General features: G+C 34.2%; 15 protein-coding genes. 11 read left to right on the forward strand and 4 right to left on the reverse strand.

Going from position 1 to position 17,969, the window contains the following annotated elements:
• Positions 1 to 213 precede the first annotated feature (213 nt).
• From PMOB_RS00645 to bcp, 8 genes are all read left to right on the forward strand, one after another.
• On the forward strand, positions 214 to 858 hold the full coding sequence (locus PMOB_RS00645) for a class II aldolase/adducin family protein (protein WP_012207983.1): 645 nt from the start codon (positions 214 to 216) through the stop codon (positions 856 to 858).
• Positions 859 to 928: 70 nt separating this feature from the next.
• Complete coding sequence (locus PMOB_RS00650; RefSeq protein ID WP_269207891.1) at positions 929 to 2,203, forward strand: nickel-dependent lactate racemase family protein; 1,275 nt, start codon at positions 929 to 931, stop codon at positions 2,201 to 2,203.
• 16 nt (positions 2,204 to 2,219) lie between these two features.
• Positions 2,220 to 3,011, forward strand: a complete 792-nt coding sequence (locus PMOB_RS00655) for an electron transfer flavoprotein subunit beta/FixA family protein (RefSeq protein ID WP_012207985.1) — start codon at positions 2,220 to 2,222, stop codon at positions 3,009 to 3,011.
• Positions 3,008 to 4,009, forward strand: a complete 1,002-nt coding sequence (locus PMOB_RS00660; RefSeq protein WP_012207986.1) for an electron transfer flavoprotein subunit alpha/FixB family protein — start codon at positions 3,008 to 3,010, stop codon at positions 4,007 to 4,009. Before PMOB_RS00655 ends, PMOB_RS00660 begins: the two co-directional genes overlap by 4 nt.
• Positions 4,002 to 5,420 (forward strand): FAD-binding oxidoreductase, encoded by a 1,419-nt coding sequence (locus tag PMOB_RS00665; RefSeq protein WP_012207987.1) that lies wholly within the window; start codon positions 4,002 to 4,004, stop codon positions 5,418 to 5,420. The genes PMOB_RS00660 and PMOB_RS00665 overlap by 8 nt, the downstream gene beginning before the upstream one ends.
• Positions 5,421 to 5,439: 19 nt before the next feature.
• Positions 5,440 to 6,906: a rhamnulokinase gene (locus tag PMOB_RS00670; protein WP_269207887.1), complete on the forward strand. Its 1,467-nt coding sequence runs from the start codon at positions 5,440 to 5,442 to the stop codon at positions 6,904 to 6,906.
• A 206-nt stretch (positions 6,907 to 7,112) separates the two neighbouring features.
• Positions 7,113 to 7,814, forward strand: coding sequence for a hypothetical protein (locus tag PMOB_RS00680; protein WP_012207989.1), 702 nt, complete (start codon positions 7,113 to 7,115; stop codon positions 7,812 to 7,814).
• A gap of 18 nt (positions 7,815 to 7,832) precedes the next feature.
• Positions 7,833 to 8,321 carry a thioredoxin-dependent thiol peroxidase gene (gene bcp / locus PMOB_RS00685; protein ID WP_012207990.1) on the forward strand — a complete coding sequence of 163 codons (489 nt, stop codon included), beginning with the start codon at positions 7,833 to 7,835 and terminating at the stop codon, positions 8,319 to 8,321.
• Between the two features lie 40 nt (positions 8,322 to 8,361).
• On the opposite strand, the gene PMOB_RS00690 is transcribed toward bcp, so the two are convergent.
• Positions 8,362 to 8,853 carry a ferritin gene (locus tag PMOB_RS00690; protein WP_012207991.1) on the reverse strand — a complete coding sequence of 164 codons (492 nt, stop codon included), beginning with the start codon at positions 8,851 to 8,853 and terminating at the stop codon, positions 8,362 to 8,364.
• Between the two features lie 295 nt (positions 8,854 to 9,148).
• Between PMOB_RS00690 and PMOB_RS10880 the strand changes: the two genes are divergently transcribed.
• From PMOB_RS10880 to PMOB_RS00705, 3 genes are all read left to right on the forward strand, one after another.
• On the forward strand, positions 9,149 to 11,395 hold the full coding sequence (locus tag PMOB_RS10880; protein ID WP_012207992.1) for a methyl-accepting chemotaxis protein: 2,247 nt from the start codon (positions 9,149 to 9,151) through the stop codon (positions 11,393 to 11,395).
• 133 nt (positions 11,396 to 11,528) lie between these two features.
• Positions 11,529 to 12,767 carry an ABC transporter substrate-binding protein gene (locus PMOB_RS00700; RefSeq protein WP_012207993.1) on the forward strand — a complete coding sequence of 413 codons (1,239 nt, stop codon included), beginning with the start codon at positions 11,529 to 11,531 and terminating at the stop codon, positions 12,765 to 12,767.
• 39 nt (positions 12,768 to 12,806) lie between these two features.
• Positions 12,807 to 14,018, forward strand: a complete 1,212-nt coding sequence (locus PMOB_RS00705) for a 2,3-bisphosphoglycerate-independent phosphoglycerate mutase (protein ID WP_012207994.1) — start codon at positions 12,807 to 12,809, stop codon at positions 14,016 to 14,018.
• A gap of 26 nt (positions 14,019 to 14,044) precedes the next feature.
• Here the strand turns inward: PMOB_RS00705 and PMOB_RS00710 are convergent, their stop codons facing one another.
• The 3 genes from PMOB_RS00710 to PMOB_RS00720 are packed head-to-tail and all read right to left on the reverse strand — an operon-like array spanning position 14,045 to position 17,963.
• Positions 14,045 to 16,360, reverse strand: coding sequence for a glycoside hydrolase family 65 protein (locus PMOB_RS00710; RefSeq protein WP_041533987.1), 2,316 nt, complete (start codon positions 16,358 to 16,360; stop codon positions 14,045 to 14,047).
• A 5-nt stretch (positions 16,361 to 16,365) separates the two neighbouring features.
• Positions 16,366 to 17,010: a beta-phosphoglucomutase gene (gene pgmB / locus PMOB_RS00715; protein WP_012207996.1), complete on the reverse strand. Its 645-nt coding sequence runs from the start codon at positions 17,008 to 17,010 to the stop codon at positions 16,366 to 16,368.
• Between the two features lie 59 nt (positions 17,011 to 17,069).
• Positions 17,070 to 17,963: a carbohydrate ABC transporter permease gene (locus PMOB_RS00720; protein WP_012207997.1), complete on the reverse strand. Its 894-nt coding sequence runs from the start codon at positions 17,961 to 17,963 to the stop codon at positions 17,070 to 17,072.
• Positions 17,964 to 17,969 lie beyond the last annotated feature (6 nt).

Here is a 17,969-nt window from a genome sequence, read left to right on the forward strand (position 1 = left end):
TAATAAACAAATCTATCTAAATTTTGTATAAATCTTCGTTATAAGTGTATTTTTACGGTCGATTATGATGAATTATTTTGAAATAACTCTTAGATTCTGTGATTATGTTAGTTTTATATACCACTATATTACTTATATATTGTGTTAAAATTGTATTATAACGTTAAGTTTAGAATTATTAATTCAAAAAGCAATAATACAGGAGGTTACAATATGCTAGAAGAGCAATTAAAAAAAGAAGTTGCAGAATTTGCAAAATTAGTCTGGGACAGAAAGCTAACGGATGGTACGGGTGGAAACATGAGTATAAAATATGGAGAAAAAATATATATCACTCCCACATCGACCATAAAACACTTTCTAACTGAGAAAGATATCATCACCATAGATAAAAACGGGAATAAAATCGACGGACTCAAGAAACCTTCTTCAGAAAAAAAAATGCATATAAAAATATACGAAAAAGCAAATGATGTAAACGCAGTTATTCATGCTCACCCAATGTATGCTACCTCTTTTGCAATTACCTTTGAGAAATTACCTATAAACGCTCTTCCAGAATCTTCTTTAGTATTGGATCCAATAACCTATATACCATATCAAATGCCTGGAACTCAAGAATTTGCAGATGCCTTCAATGAAGGTTTAGAAAAGGGATCTCGGGTATTCGTTCTTCAAAACCATGGTGTCACGGTTGCAGGAAAAGACATGAATGAAGCATATGTAAAGTTGGAAACTTTAGAATTTCTCGCTCAAGTTTCATTTGTTTCTAAACTCTATTCAAATGTGAACGAAATACCAGAAGAAAAAATAGCTGCATTCAAAGAATTTTTCAGAAGAAACAAGGCGGACCAATGATAGAGTTAACTGAGATAAAAGTGAAAAAATAATTTTGATAATTTTGAAGGTGTGAAAAATAAAAGTTAAAATTCCATACGGTAAAGAAGAAAAGATTTTAGATTTAGATAAAAACTTAAATGTTTCTTTATTAAAAAAGCGTGAATTTAGAGGCTTGGGGGAACTCTTTGACATTGAGATGATGAAATCGTTAGGTCTTCCCTTTGGTACCCGTTCTCTTTCAACCTTAGCAAAAAGAAAAAAGGATTGTTGCATAGTTATTTCTGACACCACAAGGCCCGTACCAAATTCTCTAATTTTGCCCTACATAATCTATGATGTGAGGTTTGCTGGCATTAAAAAGGAGAATATAACAATTTTGATCGCAAATGGTTCACATGAACCGGTTCCAGAAAGTATGTTTGAAAAATTAGTTGGTAAAGAAGTTTTAGAAGAAAATATAAAAATAATTAATCACGATGCATACGATGATACTCAATTGAAGAAGATTGGAGAAACCTCTTCTGGTTGCCCTGTTATTGTGAATAAAAAATATTTAGAAGCGGATTTAAAAATCTGTACAGGTTTAATAGAACCCCATTTTATGGCAGGATATTCAGGAGGGAGAAAATCAATCTGCCCGGGAATAGTTGGCATCGAAACCTTGAAAGTATTTCATGGCGTTAAGGCGATGGGAGATCCAAATTCAAAAAGTTGTCAGTTAGAAAATAATCCTGTCGATGAGATCGCTAGAGAAGTAGCTTCAATGGCTGGGTGTGATTTCATAGTAAACGTTTCTTTAAACGAGAAAAAAGAAGTTGACGGGATTTATGCAGGTGATATCTTTGAAGCTCACGAAGTAGGTTGTAGAATGGTAGCATATACTTCGATAGTGAAAATTAAAGAACCCGTTGATATAGTTATAACCTCAAATGGTGGATATCCTTTAGACCAAAACTTTTATCAAACGGTTAAAGGTTTAGTAGAAGCTTCAGAGATTTTAAAACCTGATGGAGTAATAATAATGGCTTCAAAATGCGAAAAAGGTATCGGGAAAAAAGAGTTTAAAGAATTGCTTTTAGAAGTAAAAGAAAAAGGAATAAAAGAATTTTTAAAAAGCCATGATTCACCAGAAACTTTCAAAAGTGATCAATGGGAGGTACAAAAGTTAACTCAAGTATTAGAGAAAACGAAAAACATTTTCATGTTGTCGTCGCTGGATGATGAAGAGTACAAATATACTTTTTCAACTAAAATCAATACTTTAGAGGAAGGATTAAAAAAGGCTTTAAAATTAAAAGGGCGCGGCGCCAAGATAGCAGTTATACCTGAAGGGCCCTATGTTGTTGGAAAGATAAAAAATTAAAAAGGAGCCAAGTTTAATGGAAATATGCGTATTAGTCAAACAAGTACCTTCCACTGACAAGGTACAGATAGATGAGGAAACTGGAACAATGATAAGAAGTGAATTAGAATCCGAACTCAACCCATTGGATATGTACGCAGTCGAAGAAGCGGTGAGAATTAAAGAAAGCACACCACAAACTAAGATAACGGTTGTAACGATGGGACCTCCTTCAGCAGAATATGCACTAAAAGAAGCAATATCCATGGGATGTGATGAAGGGGTATTGTTAACCGATAGAAAGTTTGCCGGTGCAGATACCTTAGCAACCGCTTATACATTGAGTCAATATTTAAAAGACAAACATTACGACATTATATTTGCCGGTGAAAGGGCAACAGATGGAGAAACAGGTCAAGTGGGACCATCCGTTGGAACTCAGTTAGATATTCCTATACTAACCTACGTCAACAAGATAATTAACATAGCAAACGACACGATAACAGTTCAAAGGGCTGTAGAAGGTGGAAACGAAATTATTCAAACTGGGTTACCGGCTTTAATAACGGTTGTAAAGGAGATAAACGAACCCAGGCTACCGAATTTAGAAAACAAACTAAAAGCTAAGAAAAGTAGTATAAAAATAGTAAGTAACCAAGAGTTAAAAATAGAGGAAGGAAAGATAGGACTTAAAGGATCTCCAACAAGGGTTGTAAAGGTATTCTATCCAAAGATATCAAGAAATGGTGAAAAGGTAATAGTAAAAACTCCACAAGAAGCCTTAGAAAAAATAACAAACTTTCTAAAAGAAAAAGGCGTGATATCATGAACCAAGAATTCAAAGGTGTATGGACAGTAGCGGAAATAAATGATGGAAAAATAGAAACAGTATCGTACGAATTGCTATCATGGGGAAGGGACTTAGCCACAAAATTGAATGTTGAACTATCAAGTGTAGTAATATCAAACAAAGTGGAGAATTTAGATAGCCTTATTCAATATGGGGCTGACAACGTATACTATGTTGAAGATAAGAAACTAGAACATTTCTATCCTGATGTACACACAAACATACTCAAAAAAATGGTAGAAGATTTCAAACCTGAAATAATACTTGCATCTGCAACTACAAGGGGAAGAACTCTCATGCCCGCTCTTGCTGCAAAATTAAACACTGGCTTAACAGCTGATTGTACGGACTTTGAAATAGAAGAAAAAACAAGATCTCTGATACAAATAAGGCCTGCTATAGGTGGAAACGTGATGGCAAAGATAAAAACAATAACAAAACCACAGATGGCTACGGTAAGACCTAAATCGAAACTACCTTTAGCTAAAGACGAAAACAGGAAAGGAAAAATAACAAAAATAGAGTACGATGAAGAACTCTTTCGATCAAAATATACGTGGATAGAATTTAAAAAAGACGAATCCAGTGTACAACCACTTCAACAAGCTGATGTAATCGTAGCTGGGGGTAAAGGTTTAAAAAAACCCGAGAACTTCAAATACTTACAAAATCTATCAAAAAAATTAAAGGGCGCAGTTGGGGCAACAAGGGCGGTAGTAGATATGGGATGGATAGACTACTCTCACCAAGTGGGACTTTCCGGAAAAACCGTTAGCCCAAAACTGTACATAGCGATTGGAATATCTGGTGCGGTGCAACACTTAGCTGGAATATCGTCATCTAAGTATATTATAGCGATTAACAAGGATCCAGAGGCACCGATTTTCAAGATATCTGATCTTGGAATAGTATGTGATGCTTTGGATATACTGCCGTTGTTAGAAAAAGAAATAAAATCAGGTGATCAAAATGAGTGAATACAGAAAGGTAACTACCAATACCGTTGAAAAGTTGAGAAAAATATTAAAAAACGATGCACTGTTGATATACGAGGATACAGAAAGTCTAAAAAGTTACTCAAACGATGAATCAGGTGGAGAGTATTACGCACACATGCCAGATGTTGTAGTGAAACCAGAAACCAAAGAGCAAATTTCCCAAATAATAAAATTGGCAAACGACGAAATGATTCCCATAACACCACGAGGAGCTGGCAGTGGATTGGCTGGTGCGGATATACCAATATATGGTGGGATAGTAATATCACTTGAGAGAATGAACAGAATAATAGAAATAGATTCAGAAAACTTAGTCGCTGTGGTTGAACCAGGGGTAGTCACTAACGATCTATGTAGAATTGTATCAGATAAGGGATTATACTACGCGGGATATCCCATGAGTGTAGAAACGAGTTTCATTGGAGGCAACGTTGCTACCAATGCAGGTGGAAGTAAGGTAATAAAATATGGAAACACAGCTCACCATATATTGGGATTAGAGGTAGTAATGCCTGACGGTGAGATAGTAGAATATGGGGGAAAAAGAAGAAAAGATTCTAGTGGTTACAACCTATTACAACTTTTCATTGGCTCAGAAGGAACGCTTGGAATATTCACAAAGATATACGTGAATCTCATACCTCAACCAGGAAAAGTCGTTGACCTGCTGGTTCCCTTTGAAAGTGTTGAAAAAGCTATAAGCAATGTTGCACCCTTAATGGTCGAAACAAAGAGTTTGCCCTCAGGAATAGAATTCATAGACAAGAAATCCATTTACTATGCTTCAAAATACACTGGAATGAAATTACCCTACCAAGACGAGGTAGAATCGTATCTCATAGTTCAATACGAAGCAACGAGCTTGCAAGAAATTGAAGAATTGTACGAAAAAGGTGGAAAAGCCTTACAAAAAAATGGAGCAAAAGACGTATTCATAGCAGATAACAGAAGTAATTCTGAAAAGATATGGCGTATGAGAAGGAACTGGCTGGAAAGCTTAAAAGCCGTAGATCCGTATGTACCCACAGGAGATGTCGTAGTACCAACATCTAAGATACCTGAAATGATGACATACATCAACGAAGTAGCCAACGAGTTTAAAATAGATATTCCTGTGGCAGGACATGCAGCTGATGGTAACCTCCATCCTGCACCATTAAAACCAAAAAATCTTCCACCAAATGAATGGAAAACCTTATCGGAAGAGATACTTGGAAAAATAGCGATGAAAGCTGCCCAAATGGGTGGAGCCATAAGCGGGGAACATGGAGTAGGGTTCATAAAAAAGGAGTTACTAAAAAAGACAAAACCAAAACAGTACAAATGGATGCAAGAGGTAAAAGAAACGCTTGACCCTAATAACATTATGAACCCAGGGAAGTTATTCTAAAAAAATTTTCAAAGAAAAGGTGATAATTTTGAAATATCTACACTTAGCTATCGACCTCGGAGCGTCAGGTGGAAAAGTAATGGCAGGTAACATACAGAATGACAAACTTATCTTGAGTGAAGTAAACCGTTTTTCAAACTCCCCGGTTGAAATAAATGGAATATCTTATTGGAATATCTTGAATCTGTATGATCATATAATTGAGAGCATTCACATAGCTCAAAAAAATGATCAAAAGATACTGTCTTTAGGTATAGATAGTTGGGGAGTGGACTTCGGACTTTTAAACAAAAACGGTTATTTAATAAACAATCCAATTCATTACAGAAATATGTTTAAAACGAATATAATGCAAGAGACAATAGAAAAGGTTGGCAAGAAATGGATATATGAACACTCCCCAACACAGTTTCAACCGTTCAATACATTGTACCAAATATTAGCCTACCAAAAATATGCTCCAGATTTTGTCAAAATCTCAAAAGACCTATTGATGATCCCTTCGTTGCTAAATTATTTTTTAACAGGTGAAAAAGCTATTGATTTTACAATGGCTACAACTACTCAAATTTATAATCATAGAAAAAGAAAATGGGACGAAGAAATAATGAAAAAGTTTGACATTCCTGATATATTACCTGAAATAGTCCCTGCTGGTACAAAAATTGGTAAAATAAAAAAAGATGTGTTAAATAATAATTCAAACATAGATGTTATTCTGCCAGCAAGTCATGATACAGGATCCGCATATGCCGCAATTGCTTCAGATCCCCAAGATACCTTGTATATTAGTTTAGGAACATGGTGCTTGACTGGCGCTATTATCAAGGAGGTCCCCTACAACGAAGAACTCATGGAAAACAATTTAGCCGCAGAGGGTTGTTTGGATGGATCCTTTAGAATATTGGCAAACGTAACAGGGATGTGGTTAATTCAGGGGATTATAAAAAGTCTTAACTTGCCGGATAACAGCGATACTTATCAAAAAATTACAGATATGGCACAGAATGCAAAACCATTTTCTTCTTATATCAATGTAGACGATCCTTCTTTACAAAACCCTCAAGACATGATTCAAGCAATAATTCAGCAGTCTATAAAAGATAACGATACTGTTTTAAATGAAACATCTCAAGTCATAAGAACGGCATTGGAAGGAATTGCCTTCAAAGTAAATGAAGTTAAAGAAAAACTATCAAAGATTTTGAATATTGATTTTAAAAGGGTTCATGCGGTAGGTGGAGGTACCAGGAATAAATTACTCTGTCAATTAATCGCAGATGCAACAGGACTAACTGTTCTAACTGGACCCATTGAAGGAACGGCAGTAGGGAATTTAGTTTCCCAGCTATATGCCTTACAATTTGTAAAAAACTTTGAAGAGGCACGGAACTTAATAAAAAGATCTTTCGACTTTCAAATTTTTGAACCTAAAGAACATGATATCTGGAAAGAGGCTTTTGCTTCTTTTCAAAAGCAGAAATGATATAATTAATACAACCAAAAGACTGCCTCTTATACTCTCTTGGTTTATTATGAGAATAGATTTCAAGTTTTTTCAAGAAAGTAATAAAATGATGAATATTAAAAACCAAATTGCTCTTAAAATAAAGTTAATATTTCTTTATTTCAAATTCATTTAATTTTTATAAAATCAAGTGTAACAAAATTTTTTACAAATGGGGGGTAAATATGAAAAAGACTGGTTGGTTAATAACGTTGATTATTCTTTTAATAGGTTTGGTTTTTTCACAAGAAGTAAAAAACGGTCAGTATGGAGGACTTGGTGGTGGAGATATTGGTGCTCAGTGGCTTGATGTTAAAGAATTAAATACACAGTTAACAGCCGCTGGACTCCCTGAATTAAAAGATGTGGCATTGGCTAACGGGGGTGGCGGTTATGGAGTAATGGGAAGATTTCTAATAGGGGGAGAAGGATACGGTATATCTACTAATGAGAAAGAGAGTGGGAAAACGGTACAACTCGATATTGGTTATGGAACATTCAATATTGGTTATTTGATTTTTTCTAAGCAGGCTTTTAGAATATACGCTCTTGGGGGTATTGGTGGTGGTGGAATAGAGTTGAAAATTTCCCAAGACCCTGCTTCTTCAGATTTCGATAGCAATTTGTCCACTTTCAACCAAAACACTTTTTATACCGAATTTCCTATCTTTAAAGTAGGAATAAATGCTGATTACATATTATCATTTAGTGATGATGAGGCAGCAGGAGGTTTAGCTATTGGTTTAGCAGTGGGGTACACATATGCGCCTGTTGGATTGATAAGTGATTGGCAATTATCTGAAAGAACCATTGGAAGTGTTCCAAATTTTGGACCCACAGGTCCATATATCACTTTTAGAATAGGTGGTGGAGGACTAGCTTTTTAATAAAGGAGAGGGTTTAAAATGAGATATCTAAATTTTGAAATAGGCGATAAAATCCCAGAGTTTTCACTTAAAGATGCTGATGGTGATCAGATTAATATCAAGGATTTTATGGGAAAATGGCTTGTGCTTTATTTCTATCCACGGGATAACACACCTGGTTGTACTAAAGAAGCCGTTGATTTTTCAAATTACTTAGAAGAGTTCAAAAAGTATAATTGTCAAATAGTGGGAGTAAGTCCCGATACTGCAGAAAAACATGCAAACTTTAAAGAAAAAAATGATTTAAAAGTGATTTTGCTAAGTGACCCCGAACATTCCATTCTTGAAAAATTTGGCGTTTGGCAACTAAAAAAGAATTATGGTAAAGAAAATTGGGGAGTTGTCAGATCAACAATCCTGATAGATCCAAATGGAATAATTAAAAAAGTGTGGGAAAATGTAAGGGTAAAAGATCATGTTTTAGAAGTATTGGAAAGCTTGAAAGAACTATCAAACAACAGGGAGTAAACTCCCTGTTGTTTATAATAGCCTATTTTATTGAATCATTCTACTGCCTACTACCTAGTTGACCATTGAACATGAACAAAGCGGTTTTACTTTCACCGATCATTTGCAAAGTATCTACAATCTTTTTTGTATTAGCTTCCTCTTCAACTTGTTCGTTTACAAACCATTGAAGAAAGTTTTGAGTTGCATGGTCGTTTAATTCTTTGGCTAAATCAACCAACTTGTCGATAGATTGTGTAACTGAAAGCTCATGGTCATACGCATCTTTGAAGGCTTCTAAGGGACTGCCCCATTCTTTCTTTGGTTTGTCAATATTATCTAATTCTACTATACCGCCTTTATCGTAAATATAATCATACAACTTCTGGGCGTGAGTAAGCTCTTCTTTTGCCTGGACTTTCATCCAATTAGCAAATCCTTCTAAATTCAGTGAATCAAAATATGCTGCCATTGAATAATAGAGGTACGCGGAAAAAATTTCTTTGTTTATTTGTTCATTAAGGGCATTTAACATCTTATCTTCTAATTTCATATGTTTATTCCTCCTCGTGATTTCTTAGTATATTTTTGAAATTTCATTGTTCCTAAAGCCGCTATCTTTAAGTAAATTATAACTTATAATTCTTTCATTTATTAAAACATTAGATTAATTAATACTTTAATTAAATAGAGGGATTCACTTTTTATATTAGTTTAGTTTACTAATTTTTTCTGATATGGTATAATTTTAAAGAAAACGCTTCCATAAAGGAGGAATCCAAATGAAAAAATTGGGCTTGTCTAAAGTTCATTTGTTTAATAAATTTGGTAACAAAATAGGAATTTAGTTGATTCTTTTCGCTCTGATACCAAGTGCTTTTTTTGTAATATACATTACAAATGCCATTCAAAAAAGTTCTGAACAAAACGAGGCGCAAGTATCAACTTTGATTGAATCCTTGAATCAAGATTATTCGAATCAAATTAATGAATATAACTATTTAATTCAAGAGCAACTAAACCAATACAATGACTATTTAACTGATCAAATAAAAAACATAGAAGCACAATTTTCTGAACAACTAGAAAAAAATTATACAGATTCTTTTGATAATTCTCTAGAAACCTTAAGTCAAGTTTTCACCAATTTCGTAGATACCCAAAAAAATTCACTTGAGAAATTAGGAAAAATGATTGCAGCTATTCCAGGCATTCAAGAGAAAACTGCTTCGAAATCTATTTCTTTGGTAGAAAGGTACAGTTTGTTAGAACCTTACGTAACATCCCAACAATACAACGGGATGCAACTTTGGATCATGAACACCCCTGATACTCGTGGAAGTGGTTTGGAAATAACATCAAGAAATACTTCGTATAAAGTACAAAAAAAGGCCGAAACGTATTTACCAGGATATGAATATACAAAAGAATTGAATATTGAAGATTTTTTAAATAAACAATTTAAAACAATTCTAGACATTGGATATATGACGCCAGTCATAGAAAGTAAGTCATTCAATTCTACACCTTACTTTATCGGAATTTTTCCCGTAGTTGATCCCATTGCAACAAATACGGTAAATGGGTTTCTAGTGATCTTAGAAGAGTTTGATCATCAAAAATTATTGGAAATATCCAAGCTTCTAGATGCATACATAACTTTATTCGATAAAGATTATAAAGTTATTTATTCAAATCTACCAGAAGAAGAAGTTTCTTTAAACGAAAGTAAATTAAATGAGCAATTTATCACCGAAGAAATAATCAAAAAACAGTTGAGAAGCTTTTATTTTCAAATAGACGAATTTGATGGCATACACCTTCAAATTGCCAAAGAATTCCAAACATTAGAGACTTCAGTCCATATCCCTTTACAAACATCTTTTGAATTACCTTCATTAACCCCGAAAAAAGTAGACTTTGAATTAGAATTAGGTTTGAACAAAATTATCAGAAACGTTATGCTTTTATTGTTAATTCTAATCGTTATTATTATCGTTGTTACTTTTTTATTTACAAAACAATTTGGAAATAGAATTGAACAATTAACAAATGCGGTTAAAAAACTTTCAGAAGGAGACCTAACGGTAAACTTTGAAAGTAAAAGCAAAGACGAGATAGGTCAGATGGCTAATGCTCTATCGGAAATGAGTAAAGAATTAAGAAGATCCATGGGGTCAATAAGGCAGGCATCGGACAAAGTAGAAAACGCATCAGAAAGTCTAACGCGCTCATCACAAGAAAGCAGGAAGAACTCAGAAGAACTCAAAAACCAGATGGACAAGATACAAACAAGTACAGAAGAAACGGCAGGAAACGTAGAAGAAGTAACCTCAGGGGTAGACGAAGTAGCAAGGGCAGCACAAGGAGTATCCCAAGACGCACAAAGACTAAGTGAAGAAGCAGATGAAACAAGTAAAGCGGCAGAAGAAGGAAGCAAAACGATAGAAAGTATAAGTCAAGCGGTGAAAGAAGCGGTAGAAAGGACAAAAGAAAGTCAAAAAGAAGTAGAAACACTCGCAAGCAACGCCAAAAACGTACAAAGTATAGTAGAAACGATAAACTCGATAACGGAACAAACGAACCTGTTGGCACTAAACGCAGCGATAGAAGCAGCAAGGGCAGGGGAAGCGGGAAGAGGATTTGCAGTTGTAGCGGATGAGATAAGGAAGTTAGCCGAAGAATCAAGGAATGCAACGGATGAAATATCAGAAATACTAACCAACATAACGCAAGGAACGAACAAAGTAAACGAATCGACGAACAAGGTAGTAGGAACGATAGGAGAAATAAACGAAAAGATGGAGAATGTACAGAAAAGTTTCAACCGGATAAAAGAAAGGATAGAAAGGATGGACCAAGGGATAGAAAACATGACGGCAAGTGCAGAGGAACAAAGTGCGAGTGCACAAGAGATGAGCACAGCGATGGACAGGGTAGCGAAAGCGGTAACAGAAATAAGTAAACAACTAGAAAGGTCAAGAAGTGTAATAGACGAACAAGTAAAACAAGGGATAGGAATAAACGAAGAAGCGAAAGAGTTGAGTGAGTTAGCCACAGAGTTAAAAGGATTAGTTGGAAGTTTTAAGATATAAAAAGATCTATTTTGATAAAAGGCAGACTTAATTAGTCTGCCTTTTATAATTGACAAATTAATTTCACTTAAAAACAAGCGCTATTTTTATGATATAATTTTATTGAAGATAAAAATACAAGGGGGTGTGTAAAATGAAGAAGAAATTTTTTATTTTCATTATCACATCTTTATTTATCAACTTGTTTGCTGTTCAAATAAATATCGCCGTTGAATCAATAGAAGATCAAATTCAATTACTAACCTCCCAAATAGAGAATTTTGAAAAACAAAATCCAGACATTGATGTTGAAATTTATTCGATTCCAAGTTACCCAGGTTCAACTTACAAATTTTACGGGACATTTGTAGTTACCAATGCGAAAGAACCTACGATCTTATCTCTTGATATGGAGTGGATAAATGAATTTTCACCTTTCCTGGTAAACTTAAATCAAGATTCTGAATATTTTGATGTAAACAATCTTGATCCACAAATCTTAGAAATGGTAACAATTAACGGTGAATTAAAAGCAATTCCTTATTATGTTGAAACAGGTGTTTTATATTATCGAAAGGATTTATTGGAAAAATATGGATATGACGTGCCGACAACTTGGAATGAATTGATTACAATTGCAAAGGATATTTCTCAAAAAGAAGGAATAGAAGGATTTGTCTGGCCTGGTGCTAGATACGAAGAATTAACGACTTTTTTTCTCGAAATTTTGTATTCTCATGGAGGCAAGATATTTGAAGGAGATCACTTAGTTCTAGAACAAGCAGAAAATAAAGAAAAGGCTTTACTTAGCCTAAACCTGTTAAATAACATTATATCTGAAGAAATTAGTCCAAAAGGTGTAACAACTTACAGAGAAGAAGAATGCAGAAACATATTTCAAAGTGGTGATGCCGTTTTCATGAGGAATTTGACCTATGCTTGGCATTTATTAAACAGCGAAGATTCAGCTGTTAATGGAAAGGTGGGGATCGCTCCTATTCCAAAAACTGAATTTACAAATCAACATGTATCTGTTCTTGAAGGAAAAGCATTGGCTATCAACCCAAACTCCTCTGATGAAGAAAGAGAAGCTGCAAAGAAATTTATAAAATACTTGACTTCCAATGAAAGTCAAACACAAAGATTAATACAATTAAACTTTTTACCAACTAATTTAGAAGTATTTAACGAACCAACTATCTCTGAAGTTGATCCCAATTTATTGAATTTTAGATCATCTTTAGAAAATTTAGTTTTAAAACCAAAATCTCCTATATACACAGAAATTTCTTTTGCTATACAAAATAATGTGTATGATGCCTTAACTGGAAGAATTTCAGTTGAAAGAGCTTTAAACAACATGATATCAGAAATAGAGTTTTTATTACGTTAAAGGATTCACTTAAAAAATTAATATCGGAGGTGTAATTTAGTGAACAGTGTAGATCGACAACAAGTTATAAAAGACTTAGTAGTTAAGACAGATTCAAAAATAGTATTACTCGTCATGGATGGATTGGGAGACCTGCCAAAAGATGGTAAAACTCCTCTTCAAGCGGCATACAAACCCCACATGGATGCTTTAGCGAAAGAAAGTGATTTAGGGCAAAGTGTACCTGTTCTACAAGGAGTCACTCCTGGCAGCGGTCCAGGGCATCTTTCCCTTTTTGGCTATGACTCATTAAAGTATGACATAGGAAGAGGTATATTGGAAGCCCTTGGATTAGGAATCAAAGTAGATAAAAAGGACGTTGTTGCAAGAGGTAATTTTGCAACAATAAAAGATGGAATAATAGTTGATAGAAGAGCTGGAAGGCCATCCAGTGAAGAATCAAAAAAAATTGTAGAAATTCTCTCTGAAAATATTAAAAAAATAGACGATGTTGATATAACTTTCTACCCAGGTAAAGAACATAGACTTGTAGTTAAATTTACAGGAGATGGCTTATTTGATGAAGTAACGGATGCTGATCCACAAAGAGAAGGATCACCAATGGAATGGGCTAAGGCAACTAATCCCGATTCAGAAAAAATGGCTAATATTGTCAACAAATTGATAAAAGAGATAGGGGAAGTCTTGAAAGATCAACCAAAAATGAATTTCGCACTATTACGAGGATTTTCCAAGCATCCTCTATTGCCATCTTTTGAAGAGAATTATAAATTGAAAGCCGCGGCTATTGCTACCTATCCTATGTATAAAGGGCTTGCCAAATTAGTAGGAATGGAAGTGCTAGAAGCAGGTCAAACAATAGAAGACGAGGTCGAAACACTGAAAAAAGTATGGAATGATTATGACTTCTTCTACTTTCATGTGAAAAAAACTGATTCCTATGGTGAAGACGGAAATTTCGAAGAAAAAGTGAAAGTTATCGAAAACACCGATAAAGCCGTGAAAGAAATTTTAAACCTGAAACCAGATGTTTTAATCATCACCGGAGACCATTCTACCCCTGCTTTACTAAAAGCACACAGCTGGCATCCTGTTCCTGTTTTGCTCTATTCAAAATATGTAAGAAAAGGATTGTCTGTTTCTTTTGATGAGTATGAATGCGCGAAGGGGACCCTTGGAACGATATCAGCCTTGGATATTATGCCGTTAGCTTTGGCAAATGCTTTAAAACTAGAAAAGTACGGAGCTTAATCAAAGTGGGCCATATGGCCCACTTTTTAAATTATATTTGAAGTATTAAAAACAAACAATTTGTAACTGGTTAATTCGCAATCTTGAGAAAAAACCTTTACCATTAGATCATGTGTTGATTCCAAGATTACTTTATCTTGAAAAATACTGATTGTTATCTTTGCTCCCTTCCAGTAGATTTTGAAAGATAATTTCTCCCATTTTTCTGGTATCCAAGGGTTGAGATTCAAAACTCCACTCTCATCTACACTCAATCCCCCAAAACCATAGACAATGCTTTGCCATGAACCTCCAGTAGATGCAGCGTGTAAACCAAACTCCGTGTTTCCTTGATTATCTTCCAAATCAGTCATCACTGTTTTCATAAAATATTCATAGGCATTGTGATGATCTCCCACTTTCAAACCCATTATTGAATACATAGACGGACTCAAAGAAGATTTATGCATAGTCCTTTTCTCATAATAGTCATAATTCAATTTTTTCGTACTACTATCAAATTCATCTTCCAATAACAATAAAAGCATTATCACATCTGCCTGTTTCACAAGTTGAGTTTTATCTAATTTATTGATCTCTACACCTTTAGGCCACAGTGGCATTTTGTTTTTGTCCCACTCATTGATAATATAGTCCTTCAGTTTAAAATAGCCCTCAAATTGTTCTATAAGTTCTGTGTCGTCAAATTTTGGGATAAATATCTTTTCCGAAATTTCTTTCCAGTTCTTGAAATCTTTTTCTGATAAACCCAAATTATTACACAATCTGTCATATTTTATAAAATCTTTTTGCTTAAGTAAATTAGAAATCTCATAAGCTTTTTTTAAATTCCACCTAGCTAGATAATTCGTATAGGCATTGTTATTTACGTGCTCATGAAACTCATCAGGACCTATAACATTATTGATTTCATATCTGTCTTTTTGCTCATTATACTCTAATCGAGATTCCCAAAATTTTGCGGTTTCAAAAAATATTTCTGCTCCATAATCAAACATGAAGTTCTCATCGTTAGTAGCTCGAAAATATTCCCAATAAGCAAAAGGAATATCTGCTGTAATATGTATTTCTTCATCACCGGTCCATATTCTCACTGGATTACCCAAATAATCTTTTCCCCACTTTGGAGTAGTTTCTAAACCATTATCTGTCGACTCCCATGGAAATTGGGCACCTTTGTATCCATTCAAAATGGCATTTTCCCTGGCTCCGTTTAGTGTATTATATCTGTATAGTAGAAGCGATTTTGCTGTTTCCGGTTGAGAATATATAAAAAACGGGACCATAAATATTTCGGTATCCCAAAATATGTGCCCTTTATATCCTTCCCCGTGTAATCCTTTAGCGGCTATACTAACACTAGTATCATTTTTATTGGCACATGAGGTTAACTGAAAAACGTTGAATCTAATGCCTAACTGAGCTTTCTCATCACCTTTTATTTCTATATCAATATCATCCCAAATCTTTTCCCATTCTTCACAGTGTTTTTTTAACTCTTTTTCATAACCTTCAAAGGCAAATTCTACTAAAGCTTCTTCTGATACTTTTTCAACATCACTTATGTTATCTCTCGTTGTGTAAGTTACTCCGTATTTATATATAGTATAAACTTCATCTTTTTCAAGAAAAATCTCATAAAGTTCTTTTACTTTATCACCTAAAATTTTAAAAGAACGATTTCTTAAAAGGTTATTGTTATTTCTATAGCAACGCAACGTCGTTGCTTCGACTACGTCAATTGCTTTCTCTTTTGTAGAAGATTTTAGAAATATACCTGGCTCCAAATCTTTCATTTTTAGAACATTATAATGTTTTACCTCTTTATAAGGATCGTGAACAGAATTTGTAATTGATCCATCTATTGTGTTTTCGATTATAAGTTTTCCTGAAAAATTCTTCGGTACTATTTCATATTTAGTTGCCCATCTGTGGACATCATTCTTGCTGACAAATCTTTCGACGTTGATCGTTAATATTTCACCAGAAGTCAATTCAACTTCTAAGTTTGTTTTTAAAATTGCTTTTCTCATATCAAGAAATCTTTTGAAATTTCTAATTTTGTGATTATCTAAATTAATCCTTTTTCCATCGATATAGAATTTTATTGTTAAAGGGTCCGGATTATTCACGATCTCCTGTACTTCTGCTTCTGATTTGTCATATATACCAGCAATAAAGTTACCTTTCCAACCGTAACTTGAAAATTCATTGAACCCTCTAAGTCCTCGATAACCGTTTGCTAATGTGAAAATAGTCTCGTATTTTTTGTTTTCTTCTGGATTGTATTCATCTTGTACAATTTCCCAAAGGTTCAAAATTTGCTCCCTCCCATAAAACATATTTTTTAAATAGATTCAATTAACGTTAAATTAATGTTTTCAAAATTCTTAATTACTTTATCCGCACCTTTCAATACTTCTTCTTCTCCCACACCAATAACTTTCATTCCGGCTCTTTTCGCAGCTTGTATCCCTGCTACAGCATCTTCAAAAACGACACATTCTTCTGGTTTTAAACTTAAATAATTAGATGCTGTTAAAAAGATTTCCGGATTAGGTTTTGCATTACTTATCATTGTTCCATCTATAACCGCGTCGAAGACGTCTTCAAAATTTAATCGCTCTAAAATTAATTTTGTGTTTTTGCTTGCTGATGCAATTGCGATCTTAATACCTTTGCTTTTCAAAATTTTTATAAATTTCTCTACACCAGGAAGTAATTCACTTTTGTCCATCTTACTTATGTACTCAACGTACCAATTATTTTTCTTTTGTGCCAACTCTTCTTTTTCTTCTAGACTAAGATTTAAATTTCCCAAATCTAATATAATCTCCAAACTTTTCATCCTACTAACACCTTTTAACCTTTCGTTATCTTTTTCATTAAAAGGTATATTCAACTGGTCTGCAAGTTTCTTCCATGCCATATAATGATATTTTGCTGTATCGACTATTACTCCATCTAAATCGAAAATGCAGGCTTTTATCACAGATTAATCCTCCTTTGTATTTCTAAACTCAATACCTTCATCATCAAATTCTTGATCAATTAACCTTTAACTGCAGCAGCTCTACCTGTTTCAACAAACTGTTTTTGAAATGAAAGAAATATAATTATCATTGGAATTGTCATTATGATAGTTGCCGCCATCATGTACTGCCAGAAAGTATAATAAGATGTCTTAAAGAAATTTAATCCTAGGGTTAAGGTGTACATCTCTTTTTGAGAAGTAATTATTAAAGGCCATTGAAAATCATTCCAAGCACCTAAAAAAGTATATATAGCTAACGCCCCAACAGCAGGCCTAGCATTGGGTAACACTATTCTGAAAAAAGTTCCTCCAATCCCAGCCCCATCTATTCGTGCAGCTTCTTCCATCTCTTTTGGAAAATTCATAAAGAATTGTCTCATCAAAAATAGTCCAAAAATATTTGCTAATTTTGGAAACACCATTCCATAATACGTATTGACTAAATCCCAATTTACCATTAAAGTATATTGTGGTATCATGGTAACTTGAGCTGGAACCATCATGGTCCCTAAAAAAAGAGCAAACCACACTTCCTTTAAGGGAAATCTTAGTCTCGCAAAAGCATAACCTCCAAGGGTACCTATGAGAATGTTCCCAATGGTAATAAACCCTGCGTATAAAACTGTATTTAAAAACCATCTCGAATACAACGGAACTACTTCAAAAACCTTCGCATAGTTTTCAAATGTTAAAGGAGCACCAAAAGCCTTAGGTGGCCATTCAAAAACTCGTATCTTGGGTGGCCAACTCATTACATCGGTACCTTTAGTAATACCGTTTTCGTCAACATAATTCATAGGTACAAACGATACGAGTGCTGCCCATAAAAAGGGAAAAAGAGAAATTAAAGTGTAGACAATTAAAACAATATAAGATATTATCCTTGCAATTTTCCATTTTTTCTCTGTCATTGATTT

Origin of the sequence: Petrotoga mobilis SJ95 (genome assembly GCF_000018605.1) — a bacterium.
GTDB lineage: Bacteria > Thermotogota > Thermotogae > Petrotogales > Petrotogaceae > Petrotoga > Petrotoga mobilis.

Coding starts and splice junctions, on each gene's coding strand:
- PMOB_RS00645 (WP_012207983.1), top strand. CDS start 214: ATGCTAGAAGAGCAATTAAAAAAAGAAGTTGCAGAATTTGCAAAATTA.
- PMOB_RS00655 (WP_012207985.1), top strand. CDS start 2,220: ATGGAAATATGCGTATTAGTCAAACAAGTACCTTCCACTGACAAGGTA.
- PMOB_RS00660 (WP_012207986.1), top strand. CDS start 3,008: ATGAACCAAGAATTCAAAGGTGTATGGACAGTAGCGGAAATAAATGAT.
- PMOB_RS00665 (WP_012207987.1), top strand. CDS start 4,002: ATGAGTGAATACAGAAAGGTAACTACCAATACCGTTGAAAAGTTGAGA.
- PMOB_RS00680 (WP_012207989.1), top strand. CDS start 7,113: ATGAAAAAGACTGGTTGGTTAATAACGTTGATTATTCTTTTAATAGGT.
- bcp (WP_012207990.1), top strand. CDS start 7,833: ATGAGATATCTAAATTTTGAAATAGGCGATAAAATCCCAGAGTTTTCA.
- PMOB_RS00690 (WP_012207991.1), bottom strand. CDS start 8,853: ATGAAATTAGAAGATAAGATGTTAAATGCCCTTAATGAACAAATAAAC.
- PMOB_RS00700 (WP_012207993.1), top strand. CDS start 11,529: ATGAAGAAGAAATTTTTTATTTTCATTATCACATCTTTATTTATCAAC.
- PMOB_RS00710 (WP_041533987.1), bottom strand. CDS start 16,360: ATGTTTTATGGGAGGGAGCAAATTTTGAACCTTTGGGAAATTGTACAA.
- PMOB_RS00720 (WP_012207997.1), bottom strand. CDS start 17,963: ATGACAGAGAAAAAATGGAAAATTGCAAGGATAATATCTTATATTGTT.